Here is a 16,377-nt window from a genome sequence, read left to right on the forward strand (position 1 = left end):
CTCGCCTTCCGGACGGGGGGATGAAGTGGGCCTCCGCCGGGGTTCTCCTTCACGGCTTGGGCGAGGTATCCGCGCGCTTCAAGGCGCCAGCCTTCGTCTGGAGGCCCGGCCGGGCGGCACCTGAGGTAGGAATCCCTTGCCGGCCCCCGGCTGCTTCACGAGGATTCACCCCCATCATGACGACGACGAACGAAACGCAGGGCCTGAACTTCCTCCAGGAAATCATCGAGGAAGACCGGCGGAAGGGAACGCACGCGGGCCGCGTGCACACCCGCTTCCCGCCCGAGCCCAACGGCTACCTCCACATCGGCCACGCCAAGTCCATCTGCCTCAACTTCGGGCTGGCGCAGCAATACGGAGGCAAGTGCAACCTGCGCTTCGACGACACCAACCCTGTCACCGAGGACAGCGACTACGTCGAGTCCATCCAGCGTGACGTGAAGTGGCTGGGCTTCGAGTGGGCGGACCGGAAGTTCTTCGCGTCCGACTACTTCCCGAAGCTCTACGACTTCGCCGTGCAGCTCATCAAGCAGGGCAAGGCGTACGTGTGCAGCCTGTCCCCGGAGGAGATTCGCGAGTACCGCGGCGACTTCACCACGCCGGGGCGCAACAGCCCCTACCGCGAGCGCTCCGTGGAGGAGAACCTGGACCTGTTCCACCGCATGCGCGCGGGCGAGTTCTCCGACGGCCAGCACACCCTGCGGGCGAAGATTGACATGGCGTCGCCCAACCCGGTGCTGCGCGACCCGCCCATCTACCGCATCCGGCGCGCCCACCATCACCGCACCGGCGACGCGTGGCCCATCTACCCGCTCTACGACTTCGCGCACTGCCTGTCGGACGCGATTGAGGGCATCACCCACTCCATCTGTACGCTGGAGTTCGAGAACCGGCGCGTGCTGTACGACTGGATTGTCGGCAACCTCGTCGCCGGGGACCGGCCGTACCAGTACGAGTTCAACCGGCTGAATCTCAACTACACGGTGATGAGCAAGCGCAAGCTGCTCAAGCTGGTGACGGAGGGCTTCGTGACGGGGTGGGATGACCCCCGGATGATGACGATTGCCGGCCTTCGCCGCCGCGGCTTCACCCCGGCGTCCATCCGCGACTTCGCCACGCGCGTGGGCGTGGGCAAGGCGCAGCAGCTCATCGACATGAGCCTGCTGGAGCTGTGCATCCGCGAGGACCTCAACGAGACGGCCCCGCGCGCCATGGCGGTGATGCGCCCGCTGAAGGTGGTGCTGGAGAACTACCCGGAGGGGCAGACGGAGTTGCTGGAGGTGCAGAACCACCCGCAGAAGCCGGAGCTGGGGACGCGCCAGGTGCCCTTCATGCGGGAGCTGTACATCGAGGCGGACGACTTCATGGAGGACCCGCCGAAGGGGTTCTTCCGGCTGGCGCCCGGCAAGGAGGTGCGGCTGCGCTCGGCGTACTTCATCAAGTGCGAGCAGGTCATCAAGGACGCCGCGGGCAACGTGGTGGAGCTGCGCTGCTCGTACGACGCGGCCACGCGCGGCGGCAACGCGCCGGACGGCCGCAAGGTGAAGGGCACGCTGCACTGGGTGCCGGGCAACGCGCCCATCGCGGAGGTGCGCCTCTATGACCGGCTCTTCTCCGTGGAGGCGCCGGACGCGGACGAGGCCAAGGACTTCACCACGTTCCTCAACCCGGCCAGCCTGCAGACGCTGCGTGACGCCCGCGTCGAGCCGATGCTGGCGGATGCCGCCGTGGAGTCGCGCTACCAGTTCGAGCGCACCGGGTACTTCTACGTGGACCCGAAAGACTCGAAGCCGGGCAAGCCCGTCTTCAACCGCACGGTGACGCTGAAGGACTCGTGGACGAAGGAGCAGGCCAAGGGGAAGTAGTCCCTGGCGCCCGCCTTCCGGGTGCCGCCCACGCTGGCGGCACCCGGCACGGTACTTTCGTCGGGAGGCTCGCGGCCTACCGCGTCGCGGCGGGCTGCTCGAGCGCCTCGAGCATCTTCACCGCGTGCTCGTTCTTGGCGTCCAGCTCCAGGGACTTGCGGTAGTTGGCGATGGCCTGTTCCTTGTCGCCGTGCGCCGCGTAGGCCTCGCCGAGGCTGTCGTAGCAGTTGGCCTCCTTGGGGAACATCTCGACGTTGAGCTTGAACACCGCGATGGCGTCCGCCACGCGCCCGCCGCGCAGGAGGTGGTAGCCCACCGTGTTCAACTGCGATTCGCCGAAGTCGTACTGGGCTTCCTTCGCCTTCTTCAGCGCGCGGTAGGTGGCGATGGCCTCGGCGGCGGAGCCCTTGCCGAGGGCTTCCATCAGCACCTTGCCGATGGGAATCCGCGCCGGCCGGGGGGCGATGCCACGGAGGATGCTCAGCACGCCGCCCGCGATCTCCTGGAGGCCGCCCTGGGTGGTGTTGTCGAGCAGGATGACGACCTCCTTGCGCTCGGGCACGCGGACCAGCAGGGAGGAGAAGCCGTTGATGCCGCCGCTGTGGAAGATGATTGGAACATGCGTCTTGCCGTCATGCAGTTGCATGGGGGTAATGACCCAGCCGAAGCCGTAGCGCTGAAGGCCCGGGGTGAGCATCTTCTGCTTGAGCTCCGCGGGCATCAGGGTGTCGCCGTGGAAGGCCCGCTCCCACCGGTACAGGTCCTCCACCGTCGAGTACAGCGAGCCGGCGGCATAGGGCTGGCCCATGTCGAGGTAGGGCGCGTTGACGTACCCGCCTGGCGTGGGCGCATAGCCGCTGGCGCGCTTGGGCAGCACCGTGGCGGTGACGTCATAGCCGGAGTCCTTCATGCCCAGCGGCCCGAAGATGCGCGCCTGCACGGCCTGCGCATACGTCTGGCCGGTGAGCTGCTCGATGAGGGCGCCCAGCAGGTAGTAGCCGCAGTTGTTGTACGCGTACTTCGTGCCGGGCTCGAACGCCAGGTCGCCACTGCAGGACTTCTTCACGAACTCCGCGACGCCGTAGGGGTTGACCGAGTCGGCCTTGAAGTGGGGGGCCGACGTGTAGCTGGGAATGCCGGAGGTGTGGTTCAGCAGGTGGGTGATGGTGACGCGCCCACCGGTGTCGCCCCGGTAGTCCGGCAGGTGCTTCGTGATGGGGTCGTCGAGCTGGAGCCTCCCCTCGGCGACGAGCTGCAGGACGACGGTCGCCGTGAAGGACTTGGTGATGGAGCCGATGCGGAACTTCGTGTCCGGCGCGTGGGGCACCTTCCACTCGAGGTTCGCGGAGCCGTAGCCTTTCTTGAGGAGGAGGCCTTGCTCATTGGCCACGAGCACCGTGCCGTTGAACAGGCCCTTCTGGTGGAACCCGCTGATGTACCGGTCCACCTCCTGCTTCCGGTTCGCCGCCTCCGCCAGCGGCGCCGCCAGCACCCATGCCATCAGGACGCACATGAAGCGTCCGCTCAGCCAGCCCATTCCGACCTCTCTCTCATTGCGGCCAGTACGTCTCCGTGAGCGGCTGATTGCATCCGATTTCCCGGGACGCGGGGAGGTGGCGCCGCGGGTGGAGGCTCAGTCCTTCGCCGCGGGCGCCTCGCGCGTCATCTCCACCATGGTGGGGCGCCACCCCAGCTTCGCGAACAGGCGCTGCGCGGTCGCGTTGCGCGCGGCGGTGTGGAGGACGACGCGCGGCACGCCCAGGGCCGTCAGGCGCTTCATCATCTCCTCCGCGAGCAGGACGCCCACGCCCGCGCCGCGGGCCTGCGCTTCGACCCAGAGGTCGTGGAAGCCGCCGCTGCGGTCCAGCAGGGCATTCCAGTCCACGCCCTCCACGCGGCCGTAGGCGTAGCCCACGACCTCGCCGTCCAGCTCCGCGACCAGGACAACGGCGTCGGGCTTCTTCGCCTCGCGGCCCAGCCACCAGCGGTAGCCCGACTCCACGTCGTCCGGCAGCATGAAGCGCGCGGTGTCGAAGGCGTGGTGCTGCCGGGCGAGCGCCGCGCCCATGCGGCCCAGGGCGGGCTCATCCGAGGGCCTGGCGGGACGGAGGGTGACGGGCATGGCGACTCCAAGCGACGGGGAGGCCCCTTCCTATAACGGGCCTCTTCACCGAGCGATGGCCTCGTTGGAATGCGCGGCTTGGCGGCGTGGCCACGAGACAACATTGTTGACGAGGAAGGGCGTCCAGAAACCGTTGGTGGACGGGAGGCACGCCAACGGGGAAGGCGCCTCGTTGCCTCCTTGCGCTGGACGCGACCCTCCCATGGACCACCTGGAAGACAGCACCTGGATGTCGGCTCCGCTCGCCCGGGAAGATGGCACGCGGCCCGAAGGGTATGCCTTCGCGGACGAAGAGGGGGGCAGCCCGCTCGGCATCCTGGAGGCCGTCTTCCTCAGCATGGGAGATGGCGTGTCGGTGGTGGACCGGCACGGTCGGTTCATCCTCCTCAACCCGACAGCCCAGCAACTTTTCGGCGCCCTGCCTCCGCCGCAGATGCCGATGTCCCAGTGGCCCAAGTACTTCGGGCTCTACCTCCCCGACACCGTGACGCCCTATCCCGCCGAGCAGCTACCGCTCAGCCGCGCCCTGCTGCGTGGCGAGGCGGTGGACCAGGCGGAGCTCTACGTCCGCAACGCCCGCTACCCCAAGGGCCTCTGGTTGCTGGTGGGCGCGCGTGTGCTCACCGACCCGGCGGGAGAGGCGTACGGCGCGGTGTCCGTGTTCCGGGACATCACCGCCATCAAACAGACGGAGGCCGCGCTTCGCGCGGAGGAGGAGAAGTACCGCAGCCTCTACAAGCACACGCCCGCGATGATGCACTCCATCGATGCAAAGGGCCGGCTGCTCAGCGTCAGCGAGTTCTGGCTGCGCACCCTGGGCTATTCGCGCGAGGAGGTCCTGGGCCGCCGCTCCGTGGACTTCTTCACGCCGGAGTCTCGCCGGTATGCGACCGAGCACGTCCTGCCAGCGTTCTACAAGACGGGCGTCTGCAAGGACGTGTCGTACCAGATTGTGAAGAAGAACGGCGAGGTGCTCGACGTCCTCCTCTCCGCCATCTCGGAGCGGGACGCGTCGGGCCGGATGGTTCGTTCGCTCGCGGTGCTGACCGACGTGACGGAGCGCAAGCGCGCCGAGGACGCGCTCGCCGAGAGCGAGAAGCGGCTGCGCGCCATCCTGGACAACGCCAACGCCGTGTTCTTCATCCTCGACCGGCAGGAGCGCTACATCTTCGTGAACCGCGAGTGGGAGCGGCTCTTCCACCACACGCTCCAGGAGGTCGCGGGCAAGTCCACGATGGACCTCTTCTCCGGGCCGCTGGCGGCGCGCTTCCATGAGACGAGTCAGGCCGTCTTCAACACCCGGGGGCTCGTCCAGCGGGAGGAGCGCATCCCCCTGGATGACGGCGTCCACACCCACCTCACGCAGAAGTTCCCGCTCATCGACTCGTCGGGCACGCTGTACGCGCTGTGCGGCATCTCCACCGACGTCACCGAGCTCAAGCAACTGGAGCTGGGGCAGCGCTTCCTGTCGGAGGCCAGCCAGGCGCTGGTGACGTCGCTCGACTCGGAGACCACGCTCCAGCGCGTGGCGGAGTTGTCCGTCCCTACCTTGGGCGAGCTGTGCGTCGTCTCCTTGTTGGACAAGGACGCGGCGCTGCGCCCCGTGGCCGTGGCCGCCAGTTCACCCGAAGGGGGCCGCACCGTTCGCGAGTTCCTCCAGGCCCATCCCCCCGCCTCCAGTCAGCGGGAGGGGCCCTACAGGGTGCTGGAGACGGGACGTTCGGAGTCGTCCCCGGATGCCGTGGGCCTGCTGGACCCGGAGGGGCTTCAAGATGAGCGGTGGAGCGCGGTGAGGGCGTTGAGCGCTCGGGCATCACTCAACGTCCCGCTGCGGGCGCGGGGCCCCATCCTGGGCGTGCTGTCCGTCGTCTCGGCACAGCCGGGGCGTCCGTATGGCCCCCGCGAATGGGCATTGGCCGAGGAGCTGGGGCAGCGCGCCGCCTTCGCCATCGAGAACGCCGAGCTCTATCGCAAGGCCCAGGAGTCCATCCGCGGTCGCGACGAGTTCCTGTCAATTGCCTCGCATGAGCTGAAGACGCCCGTCACCTCCATGAAGCTGCGCGTGCAGCAGTTGACGCGCACCCTGTCGCGGCAGGAGTCCGGCCAGATTCCCGTGGAGAAGGTGGCCGCCATGCTGGACGTCTTCGGGGACCAGCTCCGGCGGCTGTCGCACCTGGTGGAGCACCTGCTAGACGTGTCGCGCGTCAACGAGAGCCAGGTGGACCTGCGGCGCGAGGACATGGACCTGGCGGTGGTGGCCCGCGACGTCACGGGACACCTGCGGGGGCAGATGGGCCGGGCGGGCTGCGTGTTCAAGCTGGTGGCGCCCGCGCCTGTCCTGGGGCGGTGGGACCGGCTCCGGGTAGAGCAGGTGATGATCAACCTGCTGACCAACGCGATGAAGTACGGCGCGGGCGCGCCCATCCGCATGGAGGTGTCTCGCGTCGGGGAGGACGCTCGCATCCGCATCCAGGACCATGGAATGGGCATTCCCCTGGAGGCACAGTCGCGCATCTTCGAGCGCTTCGAGCGCGCCGCGTCCCGCAACTACGGAGGCCTGGGGTTGGGGCTCTTCATCACCCGGCGCCTGGTGGATGCGCACGGTGGGACGATTCGCGTCGAGAGCCTGCCGGGAAAGGGCGCCACCTTCGTCGTCGACCTTCCTCCGGCGCCCACTGACCCGTGACTGGAGGAGGGCGGAGGGGCAGACTGCGGCCACTTCATGCACACGCTCGATGCCGAACTCGACACCGCCCGCCGCGTTGCCCGTCAGGCGGGAGCCATCCTCCTGGAGGTCTACGCCACGCGCTTCGCCGTCCATGACAAGGCGGGCGGCATGGGGCCCGTCACCGAGGCCGACGAGCGCGCCAACGCCTTCATCGTGGAAGCGCTGCGCGCCGCCTTCCCGTCGGACGGCGTGGTGGCCGAGGAGTCCGACAACACCTCCGGCGCGAGCCGCTTCGAGCGCTGCTGGTTCGTGGACCCCATGGACGGCACGCAGGAGTTCGTCAACCGCAACGGCGAGTTCGCCATCCACATCGGGCTCGCCATCGCGGGGAAGGCCACGCTGGGCGTCGTGTACCGGCCCGTCGGAGATACGCTGTATGGGGGCGTGGTGGGGCAGGGCGGCTTCGTGGAGGACGCGAAGGGGCGCCGTGCCCTGCGGGTGTCGGACACGGCGGAGCCGTCCGCGCTGCGGCTGGTGGTGTCCCGCTCACACCGCTCGCGCCTGACGGACGCGGTGGCCCGGCGGCTGGGCATCACCCATGAGCAGGCGTGTGGTTCGGTGGGCCTCAAGTGCGGCCTGCTGGCGGAGGCCGCGTGCGACCTCTACCTGCACGTCAGCGACAAGAGCTACCGCTGGGACAACTGCGCCCCCGAAGCCGTGCTGCGCGCGGCGGGCGGCATCCTCACGGACCTGGGTGGGACGCCGTATGCCTATGACGGTTCGGAGCTCCAGAACCGCCGGGGGCTGCTGGCCTGCAACGCCGCCGCCTTCGCGCACGTGGCGCCCGTGGTGGCCGGGTTCGCCCGCGAGGCCGGCCTCCTTCGCTGAGGCCTCGCGGCTCAGGACGCCGTCGTCTCGCAGCGCTGGATGATGGTGCGAAGCTGGGACTGCACGCCGGACAGCATGCTGCGCAGCCGCGCGTGGCGGAGCGAGCCGGCCAGCGCGTTGGAGAGGGCCTGGAGCACGGAGACCTCCAGTGGCGGCCACTGGCGCTCCGTCCTGCAGTCGTCGAAGCCCACGAAGCCCCACCACTCGCCGCCCACGGTGATGGGGCAGACCAGCAGCGAACGGATGTCCTGGCTCTCCAGCAGCTCCCGGGCGGGCGACGCGAACTCCCGGGGCGGTCCCTGGATGGCCTTGCCCGAGGACAGCGGCCCGACCCAGGAGGGGAGGACCTCCGCGTAGGAGACGTTCTGGAGCTCGGGGTTGTCCAACTGCGCGGAGGCCGCGGCCGCGGTCCACTCGTAGCGCTGGTGGCACAGCGCCTCGCCCGTGGGGCTGGTGGCGTTCTCGAAGATGTAGACGCGGTCGACGTCGAGCGCGACGCCCACCTTGCCCAGGGCCTCCGAGACGGTCGCGGTCTCGAAGCCGCGCTCCAGGAGCAGCTGCGACACGTTCATGATTGCTGCGAAAGCCTTCGAGGCCATGGGGTCTGCTCCAGGTGGGGGCGCCTGTTGTCTTGCAGGTCGGGGGGAACCTGGTGGGGAGCGTCGCATGCGGGCGCACCCATGGGTCAAGGCACGGTGTGCGCGGCGCCGCAGACTCGCACCGGGAGTCGTCAGCCCTGCTCCACGGCGCGTCGCAGCTCGGCGAAGAGGCGGCCCAGCGCGTCGAGCTGGTAGTGCGCGTTGAGCCCGCTGGGATTGGGCAGCACCCACAAGCGCGTGTCGCCCAGGCGTTCGGGTTGCGAGCCCAGCGCGGCCTTGGGACGGCCAAAGGCGATGCGGTAGGCGCTCACGCCCAGCACCGCGAGGTAGCGGGGCTGGTAGCGCGCCACCTTGGCTTCCAGCGCCTTCGCGCCCTGGGCCAGCTCGGCGGGGTTCAGCAGGTCCGCGGTGGCGGTGGCGCGGTCCACCACGTTGGTGATGCCGTAGCCCAGCGCGAGCAAGGCGTCCTGCTCCGTGGGTTGGAACGTGTGCGGGGTGATGCCCGCGGCATGCAGCGTGGGCCAGAAGCGGTTGCCGGGCCGCGCGAAGTGGTAGCCCACCACCGCGGAGTAGAGGCTGGGGTTGATGCCACAGAAGAGCACGCGCAGCCGGGGAGCGATGACGTCCGGCATGGTGCGACCGGTGGCTGCGTCCAGCTCATCTCGTGAGGGGCGACGGAGCGGTGTCATGGGGGCGCATCTTCGCGAGCCTACCTGGGAAGGCAAGCCCCCAGGGCCCCATGCGGCGGGTGGGGTGTTGCCCGTGGGACGGAGCGACCTGTCGCGCTCGGATGGCTGGCGAAGGCGCGCGGGGTGGGGCAGGCTCGGCGCTTTCGCGCCCACGCACCCAGGAGGCCCTTCGCGATGCCGCACATCGTCACCCTGACGCTCAACCCGACCATTGACGTGGCCACGTCCGTGCCGGAGGTCACCCCGGAGCACAAGCTGCGCTGTGGCCCCGTGAGCAGGGACCCGGGTGGGGGCGGCATCAACGTGGCGCGGGTGGTGCGGGAATTGGGCGGTGAGTCCATCGCCGTCTACACGCGGGGCGGGGCCACCGGGAGCCTGCTGGAGGAGCTCCTGGAGGCCAAGGGGCTGCTGCGCCGCTCCGTGCCGCTGCGGGACGCGACCCGGGAGAGCTTCACGGTGGCGGAAGGCACGGGGGCGCGCGAGTACCGCTTCATCCTGCCGGGGCCCACGCTGTCCGAGCTCGAGTGGCAGCGCTGCCTGGACGCGCTGGAGGACGTGGCCGTGGGCGCGGCCTTCATCGTCGCCAGCGGCAGCCTGGCGCCCGGCGTGCCGGAGGACTTCTATGCCCGCGTGGCCCGGCTGGGGAAACGCCTGGGCGTGCGTGTGGTGGTGGACACCAACGGGCCGCCGCTGCGGGCCGCGCTGGAAGAGGGCGTGTTCATGGCCAAGCCCAACCGCCGCGAGCTGCGGGACTTGAGCGGCGTGTCAACGGAGGACTTCGCCACCCAGGCCGCCGCGGCCCGAGAGCTGGTGGCCCAGGGCCGCGCCGAGGTGCTGGCGGTGTCCATGGGCGCGGACGGCGCATTGGTGACGACGCGCACCGCCCAGCTCCGGGCGACGCCGCCTCCGGTGCAGACGCGCAGCTCGGTGGGCGCGGGGGACAGCTTTGTCGCGGGGATGACGCTTGCGCTCGCGCGGGGCCAGTCCCCAGAGGACGCGCTGCGCTGGGGCATCGCCTCCGGGACGGCCGCGCTGCTCACCCAGGGGACGGACCTGTGTTCCCGGGCGGACGTGGAGCGGCTCTTCGCCCAGGTGAAGGCGGAGCTGGTGTCGCGTCCATAGGCGTGCCTGCTCGCCGTGGGAAGGAGGGCGGTACTACCCGCTGCCCCCGTCCTGGAGGGAGTGAGCGCGGCTCAGCTCGTGGTGCGCCAGGCGGCCACCGCGAACAGGAGCCAGCCTGCGAGGAAGCCCAGGCCCCCCAGCGGGGTGATGGCGCCCAGCACGCGCACGCCGGAGAGCGCGAGCGCGTAGAGGCTGCCAGAGAACAGGACGATGCCCACCAGCATCGCCCAGCCGGCGCCGTTGAGCAGGGCCGACGGGCGGAAGTGCCCCAGCAGGCCCACGGCCACCAATCCCAGCGCGTGGTACATGTGGTAGCGCGCGCCTGTCTCGAAGATGACCTGGAGGTCCTGGGGCAGCCGGCTTCGCAGCGCATGCGCGCCGAAGGCCCCCGCGCTGACGGAGAGGAACGCGTTCACGGCACCCAGGACGAGCCACCACCGCATCATCGTTCACCTTTCATCGTGGTTCGGACTGGTGCACGCTACACCGCCGCAGCCGGAGCGTCCTGGCCGACATCAACACCTGGGGCGCTCACAACAGAATGACCTCACCCAACTTCATTCCTTCCACGAAGCCGCTTCCCTTCGAGCTGCACCCGTCCTCCATCCAGGGCCTGGGCGCCTTCGCCATCCGCCGCATCCGCAAGGGCACGCGCATCATCGAGTACCTCGGTGAGCGCATCACCCAGGCGGAGGCGGACGTCCGCTACGACGACGAGGCGATGGCGCGGCACCACACGTTCCTGTTCAACCTCGACAAGAGGACGGTGCTGGACGCGGGGACGATTCACAACGAGGCGCGCTACATCAACCACTCGTGCGCGCCCAACTGCGAAGCCCTCATCGACAAGGGCCACATCTACATCTACGCGCTCACCACCATCGAGCCCGGTGATGAGCTGGTGTACGACTACGGCTACGAGCGCACCGAGGACATGGGCCCGGACGCCGAGGCGCTCTACGTCTGCCGCTGCGGCGCGCCCAACTGCCGGGGCACCATCCTGGCCCCGGAGAAGAAGGCGCCAGCCCGGAAGAAGTCCGCGTCGAAGTCCAAGTCCGCGTCGAAGTCCAAGTCCCGGAGCAAGAAGGACGCGGGGGCCAAGAAGGCGGCGGGGAAGAAGTCCTCCGCCGACACCCGCAAGTCGACGAAGCGGGCGAAGTCGCCCAGCCGCAAGCGCGCGGGCTGAACCTGTTCGCGGGGGCAGCGCCTTCCCCATGAGGGAGGGCCTGACCTCCAGCGATGGCCGGGGCCCCCTTCCGCGCGGATTCAGCGGTTGCTTCGGGGCCCTTGCGTCAAGGCACGCTCGAGGACGGCGGCGGACATGCGTAGAGGGTGAAGACCACGTCCGCGCCCAGGCGCGCGGCGCGTGCCAGCACCGTCGAGGACAACCGGAAGGCTGCCGCATACGGCGAGGCACCTGATTGGATGCCGACGTCCAGCGTGCGTGACGTGCAACGTGCCCACTCCTCGCGAGCCTCTGCTGGCAGGGCGTCGATGAGCGACAACAGCCGCTCCACGGCGTCTTCGGGCGAGGCGGGCTGCTCGGCGAGCTCCAGGCTTGCGCGGCCCTCCTCATTGTTCAGCACGGTGATGGCCGCTCCGAGCGCGGTCAGCAGTCTGGACACGCCTGTCTGGCTTTCCAGCATCAGGTCGACATTGAGGAACGTGGTCTCCGCGAGCGTCGTCACGATGGGTCTCCTCCGCGCTCACTTCGCGGGAGTGAAATGGCAATGCCCCAGACAGTTCTTGCACTTCGCGCCAGCGTTGTCGCGCGCGTCATTCTGGCACTGTGCCTTGTTCATGCCCGTTCCCTTGTACGGCGCGGCGCAGACACCCGCCTTGCGCAAATCCAGGCAGCTTGCCTTCGCCGAGGTGTGGACGTCCCGATGCTGGCAGGAACAGGTGCCCATCCGGGCCTTTGTCTTGGACGCCGACGGCGTCGGAAGGTAGCGGGCGCCGAACGGCTCCGTGGCGATGTCCGCGAGGGTCTCCTCGGACGGCGGGGTGCGGGTCCGCGCATCGAGGAACTCGACGAGGTCCGCGCGATCGCTTTCGCTGAGGCTCGGCCTGGGCGCTTCGTCGACGGTGCGGGATGCGGGTGAGGCGCTCGACATCAATGACAGGACAGTCACGCCCACCAAGGCGCTACAGGTCAAAATCCTACATTCGATTCTCTTGAGCCTTCCACGCAACATCTATCATCCCCCGGTGCGAAGCGGTGCGCGCCCCATGCGCACGGCCAGGACTCTGCCTGTCCTGATTTCCAGACGTCAACACCGCCGTCGCGGTCCAGCGCCCCGACAGTCATTCGGGTCAAGCCAGGGATTCGGTGAGGCTCATCGTCCGGGACAGGCGCGTCCCGGCGTAGACTCCGAGGCGTGAACGACGTCCTCCATTTCCTGCTCACCGAATCCGCCGAGCCCCACATCCTCAACTCCGTGGACGACTGGTGGCGGCGTCACCTGGCGCTGTCCTCCCGCTTCACCGCGCCCGCCGACCTGGCGCTGGCCGGGGGCTTCCTGGCTGACCGGCTGGGGTTCGCCTTCGCGTCCGGCTACCACGCCGCGCACCGGTGCTTGTTCCCAGAGCTCCCGGGGGATCGGCCCATCGCCCTGTGCGCCACGGAGCCGGGCGGCGCGCATCCCAACGCCATCGAGACGCGGCTGACGGAGACCGGCGCGGGCCTGCGCCTGTCGGGCACCAAGACGTTCGTCACGCTGGGCACGCGCGCGGAGCTGCTGTTGGTGGTGGCTTCAGAGGGGCAGGACGCCCAGGGCCGCAACCGCCTGCGCATGGTGGCCGTGGACGCGAAGCGGCCCGGTGTGCGGCTGAGCGCGCTCCCGGAGCTGCCCTTCATCCCCGAGGTTCCCCACGCGGAGCTGTCGCTGGAGGACGTGGCGGTGGCCCCGGAGGACGTGCTGCCCGGAGACGGCTACGCGCGCTACCTCAAGCCCTTCCGCACCGTGGAGGACTGCCACGTCCAGCTCGCGATGCTGGGCTGGCTGCTCCAGGTGGGGCGGCGCGGCGGCTGGCCGGACGACGTGCGCGAGGAGTTGCTCGCCCTGGCGGTGATGATGCGAGGACTGGCGCAACTGGACCCCGCGGCGGCGTCCACGCACGTGGCGCTGGGCGGAGGGCTCGCGCTGACGAAGCGCGCGGTGCTGGAGCGGTGCGAGCCGCTCTGGGCCGCCACGGATGCGCTCACCCAAGAGCGCTGGACCCGCGACCGCGTGCTGCTGGGCGTCGCCGGCAAGGTGCGCGCGAAGCGACTGGTGGCGGCCCGGCAGCGTATCCAGGGCGCCTGAAAAACGAAGGGCCGGGACTCCACGAAGGAGCGCCCGGCCCCGGTGCTACCGCTGCGCGGTGGCGGTGCTCAGTAGCGCCCGCCGCCCACGGCGGAGACGATGGCGGAGAGGACGCGATTCTCCACGCCCCACACCGCCTTGTTCAGGCCCTTGATGCCCGCGCCGCGCAGGTAGTCGGTGAAGTCGTGCAGCGCGGTGGAGCGCTGCATGCCCTCGCCCTTGGCGGCGTAGAGCAGCGGCGTGTTGGGGGCGCCCGTCAGGCCCAGGTCCGGCACGGCCTCGGACAGCTTCTGCGGGTCGATGCCCGTCGCGGCGGACATCATCGCCACGGTGAACTTGTGCACCGGCAGGTCGCGCGCGTTCGGGACCTTCTTGTAGACCTTCGCCTTCGTCTTCTCGTCGCTGGCGAGGCTCTCCAGCGGCACGTTCGCCATGGCGATGAGCTGCTCGTTCGTCACGTGCTTGCTGTCGAGGATGGCCCGGCTGAACAGGCTGGCCGCGGTGTCACCCTTGATGGTGATGTTGTTCGCGTCCGGGTTCGACTGGAGCCGCGACACCATGGACTGCACCGCGCGGCCCACCTCGGTGTCCGGGCCGCCACGCCACGCGCCGGGAATCGGCTGCGCCGCCACGGCCGGGCGCGCCCGGGCCGCGGACTCGAAGGAGTTCACCTGCGTGTGACCGACAGCGGTGGCGCGGGCCACGTTGGCCGCCTGCCGAGCTTCCGGCTGGGCCCGCTCGGGCGCGGTGGTGGGGTTCGAGATGACGCGGGGGCGGCTGTCGATGCGGGACATGGCCAGGGGGCTCCGGGAAAAATCAGCTTGTCGGTGATTATCGCAAGTCAGCTGTAAAGGTTGCGTGGGGCGCTATGTTCCACCGCGATGAAGGCCTTTCCCAAAGAGTTCGCTGACTGGCTGACCCCCCGAGGCCGCCGCATCCTCGACGGCAAGGCGCGTGACGTGGTGGGCGCGCTGCTCGACCCGGCGCGTCCCTTCGTGTCGCTCCAGGGCGTCATCGACCCGCGCCGTGCCGCCGCATGCCGCGATGCGTTGGACGCCGCGATGCGCGAGACGATGGTGCCCATGGAGGACCCGATTCCGGCGGACTCCATCTCCGGGCAGACGATGAACTACATGGAGCTGCTGCCCAAGACGGTGCGGGTGAGCACGGCGATGCTGGAGAGCCGCCGCTCCCGCTCGTGGCGCGCGGCGGAGTCCGTGGGGCTCACGGACATGCTGCGCTCGGACACCTTCGCCGGGTTCGCCGCCGCGGTGACGGGCCGGGCGCTGCGGCGCAAGTGGGGCATCCAGGCGCTGTGCTACGGGCCGGGGGATTACTCCGGGCCCCACAACGACCACCACCCGGAGGAGCCCGAGGCCCGGGACGGCTACGTGGACATGCACATCAGCCTCACGCTGCCGGGCGTGGACCACCAGTACCTCGTCTATGCCCAGGACGGGCACTTCACGGAGCTGACCCGCGTCAGCACCGTGGGCGGCATCACCGTGTACCGGCTGCCTTTCTGGCACTACACGACGCCGCTGCTGGCCCGGAAGGGGAAGGAGGCGGCGTCCCGCAGGTGGGTGTTGTTGGGCACCTTCCTGGATGCGGCCCCGGGGGCCCGGCCCGCGACCACCCTTCTCCCCGCACGGGCTCCGGAGAAACGCCCGCCCGCCCGGTAGGCGGGTGACTTTCGGGAGTGGCGGTGGGGCCGGACGGCGTTAGCTTGGGGCGCCCTATGAGCCCCACCGACACCGACGCCCTGGCTGGAGACCTCCTCGAGTACATCGACGCCTCGCCCACGCCGTACCACGCGGTGCGCGAGTCGGCCCGCCGTCTGACGCAGGCGGGCTACCGCCAGTTGGACGAGCGCGAGCCCTGGACGCTGGAGCCCGGCGCCCGCGTGTTCATCACTCGGGGGGACACGAGCATCGCGGCCTTCCACCTCGGCACCCAGCCCGTGGACCGGGTGGGCTTCCGGCTGGTGGGCTCGCACACGGACTCTCCCAACCTCCGGGTGAAGCCGAACGCGGCGGTGACGAAGAACGGCTACCAGCAGCTCGGCGTGGAGGTTTACGGCGGGGTGCTGCTGCACACCTGGACGGACCGCGACTTGTCGCTCGCCGGCCGCGTCATGGTGATGGTGGAGGGCCGCCCGCAGCGGCACCTGGTGGACTTCCGCCGGCCGCTGCTGCGCGTGCCCAACCTGGCCATCCACCTCAACCGCGGGGTGAACTCGGAGGGGGTCAAGCTGAACGCGCAGGAGCACATGGTGCCGGTGCTGGGCCTGGAGCGCGCGGGCGCCGCGGAGCTGCAAGGGCTGCTGCTGGAGGAGCTGGCCAAGGGCGGCGTGAAGGCGCAGGCGGGGGACATCCTCGGCTACGACTTGTGCCTCTATGACTTGCAGCCGTCCATCCGCTCGGGCGCGCACGGCGAGTTCCTCCACGCGCCGCGCCTGGACAACCTGGCCAGCTGCCACGCCAGTCTGTCCGCGCTGCTCTCCAGCAGCGCCTCGCGCGAGGCCACCAGCGGCGTCATCCTGTTCGACCACGAGGAGGTGGGCAGCCGCAGCGCGCAGGGCGCCGCGTCTCCCTTCCTGCGCACGCTGCTGGAGCGCCTGACGCTGGCGCACTCCGACGGCAAGCCGGACGCGTTCCACCGCGCCATCGCGCACTCGTTCCTGGTGAGCGCGGACATGGCGCACGCCATCCACCCCAACTACGCGTCCATGCACGAGCCCAAGCACCAGCCGCACATGGGCGCGGGCCCGGTCATCAAGTCGAACGCGAACCAGTCCTACGCCACGGATGGGGAGTCGTGGGCCTTCTTCACGGCGCTGTGCCGCGAGGCCGGCGTGACGCCGCAGCACTTCGTCACCCGCACGGACCTGGGCTGCGGCAGCACCATTGGCCCCATCTCCGCGGGGCAGCTCGGCATCCGCACGGTGGACGTGGGCAACCCCATGCTGTCCATGCACTCCATCCGGGAGATGGCGTGCGCCACCGACGTGGCGCAGATGGTGGCCGTGCTGAGCCGGCTGTTCGCGTAGTCCCGGCGGCCGGGAGCGTTTGGGAGTAACAGCCAGACCTTTCCGTGCAACGTCCCACCCGGTCCTCCGC

16 protein-coding genes are annotated in these 16,377 nt (G+C 69.7%); 8 read left to right on the forward strand and 8 right to left on the reverse strand.

Annotated features, from left to right (window positions below; genetic code table 11):
- Nucleotides 1-176 precede the first annotated feature (176 nt).
- Complete coding sequence (locus tag KGD87_RS00955; RefSeq protein ID WP_284665711.1) at nucleotides 177-1,865, forward strand: glutamine--tRNA ligase/YqeY domain fusion protein; 1,689 nt, start codon at nucleotides 177-179, stop codon at nucleotides 1,863-1,865.
- A gap of 76 nt (nucleotides 1,866-1,941) precedes the next feature.
- On the opposite strand, the gene KGD87_RS00960 is transcribed toward KGD87_RS00955, so the two are convergent.
- Both KGD87_RS00960 and KGD87_RS00965 read right to left on the reverse strand, forming a co-directional pair.
- On the reverse strand, nucleotides 1,942-3,402 hold the full coding sequence (locus tag KGD87_RS00960) for a serine hydrolase (protein ID WP_284665712.1): 1,461 nt from the start codon (nucleotides 3,400-3,402) through the stop codon (nucleotides 1,942-1,944).
- Nucleotides 3,403-3,498: 96 nt separating this feature from the next.
- Entirely contained in the window at nucleotides 3,499-3,987 is a 489-nt protein-coding gene (locus KGD87_RS00965) for a GNAT family N-acetyltransferase (RefSeq protein WP_284665713.1), read from the reverse strand.
- A gap of 202 nt (nucleotides 3,988-4,189) precedes the next feature.
- Between KGD87_RS00965 and KGD87_RS00970 the strand changes: the two genes are divergently transcribed.
- The gene (locus KGD87_RS00970; RefSeq protein WP_284665714.1) at nucleotides 4,190-6,673 is read left to right on the forward strand and encodes a sensor histidine kinase; all 2,484 of its coding nucleotides are present in this window, start codon (nucleotides 4,190-4,192) and stop codon (nucleotides 6,671-6,673) included.
- 36 nt (nucleotides 6,674-6,709) lie between these two features.
- Nucleotides 6,710-7,543: a 3'(2'),5'-bisphosphate nucleotidase CysQ family protein gene (locus KGD87_RS00975; RefSeq protein WP_284665715.1), complete on the forward strand. Its 834-nt coding sequence runs from the start codon at nucleotides 6,710-6,712 to the stop codon at nucleotides 7,541-7,543.
- Nucleotides 7,544-7,554: 11 nt separating this feature from the next.
- Here the strand turns inward: KGD87_RS00975 and KGD87_RS00980 are convergent, their stop codons facing one another.
- Nucleotides 7,555-8,142, reverse strand: coding sequence for a GAF domain-containing protein (locus KGD87_RS00980; protein ID WP_284665716.1), 588 nt, complete (start codon nucleotides 8,140-8,142; stop codon nucleotides 7,555-7,557).
- A 131-nt stretch (nucleotides 8,143-8,273) separates the two neighbouring features.
- Nucleotides 8,274-8,774: a G/U mismatch-specific DNA glycosylase gene (gene mug, locus KGD87_RS00985; RefSeq protein ID WP_350102655.1), complete on the reverse strand. Its 501-nt coding sequence runs from the start codon at nucleotides 8,772-8,774 to the stop codon at nucleotides 8,274-8,276.
- A gap of 231 nt (nucleotides 8,775-9,005) precedes the next feature.
- On the opposite strand from mug, the gene KGD87_RS00990 reads away from it, so the two are divergent.
- Complete coding sequence (locus KGD87_RS00990) at nucleotides 9,006-9,953, forward strand: 1-phosphofructokinase family hexose kinase (protein WP_284665718.1); 948 nt, start codon at nucleotides 9,006-9,008, stop codon at nucleotides 9,951-9,953.
- 71 nt (nucleotides 9,954-10,024) lie between these two features.
- Here KGD87_RS00990 and KGD87_RS00995 read toward each other — a convergent pair whose 3' ends face one another.
- Nucleotides 10,025-10,399, reverse strand: a complete 375-nt coding sequence (locus KGD87_RS00995) for a DUF423 domain-containing protein (protein ID WP_163784655.1) — start codon at nucleotides 10,397-10,399, stop codon at nucleotides 10,025-10,027.
- Nucleotides 10,400-10,494: 95 nt separating this feature from the next.
- On the opposite strand from KGD87_RS00995, the gene KGD87_RS01000 reads away from it, so the two are divergent.
- A complete protein-coding gene (locus tag KGD87_RS01000; RefSeq protein ID WP_284665719.1) occupies nucleotides 10,495-11,139 on the forward strand; it encodes an SET domain-containing protein in 645 nt (214 codons plus the stop codon).
- 106 nt (nucleotides 11,140-11,245) lie between these two features.
- On the opposite strand, the gene KGD87_RS01005 is transcribed toward KGD87_RS01000, so the two are convergent.
- Nucleotides 11,246-11,641 carry a hypothetical protein gene (locus tag KGD87_RS01005; RefSeq protein ID WP_284665720.1) on the reverse strand — a complete coding sequence of 132 codons (396 nt, stop codon included), beginning with the start codon at nucleotides 11,639-11,641 and terminating at the stop codon, nucleotides 11,246-11,248.
- An 18-nt stretch (nucleotides 11,642-11,659) separates the two neighbouring features.
- Complete coding sequence (locus KGD87_RS01010; RefSeq protein ID WP_284665721.1) at nucleotides 11,660-12,091, reverse strand: hypothetical protein; 432 nt, start codon at nucleotides 12,089-12,091, stop codon at nucleotides 11,660-11,662.
- 240 nt (nucleotides 12,092-12,331) lie between these two features.
- Between KGD87_RS01010 and KGD87_RS01015 the strand changes: the two genes are divergently transcribed.
- Nucleotides 12,332-13,258, forward strand: coding sequence for an acyl-CoA dehydrogenase family protein (locus KGD87_RS01015; RefSeq protein WP_284665722.1), 927 nt, complete (start codon nucleotides 12,332-12,334; stop codon nucleotides 13,256-13,258).
- Nucleotides 13,259-13,326: 68 nt separating this feature from the next.
- Here the strand turns inward: KGD87_RS01015 and KGD87_RS01020 are convergent, their stop codons facing one another.
- A complete protein-coding gene (locus tag KGD87_RS01020; protein WP_284665723.1) occupies nucleotides 13,327-14,052 on the reverse strand; it encodes a hypothetical protein in 726 nt (241 codons plus the stop codon).
- An 87-nt stretch (nucleotides 14,053-14,139) separates the two neighbouring features.
- Here KGD87_RS01020 and KGD87_RS01025 point away from each other — a divergent pair, with 87 nt between their 5' ends.
- Both KGD87_RS01025 and KGD87_RS01030 read left to right on the forward strand, forming a co-directional pair.
- Nucleotides 14,140-14,940: a hypothetical protein gene (locus tag KGD87_RS01025; protein ID WP_284665724.1), complete on the forward strand. Its 801-nt coding sequence runs from the start codon at nucleotides 14,140-14,142 to the stop codon at nucleotides 14,938-14,940.
- Nucleotides 14,941-14,996: 56 nt separating this feature from the next.
- Nucleotides 14,997-16,307, forward strand: coding sequence for a M18 family aminopeptidase (locus KGD87_RS01030; RefSeq protein WP_284665725.1), 1,311 nt, complete (start codon nucleotides 14,997-14,999; stop codon nucleotides 16,305-16,307).
- Nucleotides 16,308-16,377: the final 70 nt, after the last annotated feature.

This window comes from Myxococcus sp. SDU36 (assembly GCF_030168875.1).
Taxonomy (GTDB): Bacteria; Myxococcota; Myxococcia; order Myxococcales; family Myxococcaceae; genus Myxococcus; species Myxococcus vastator.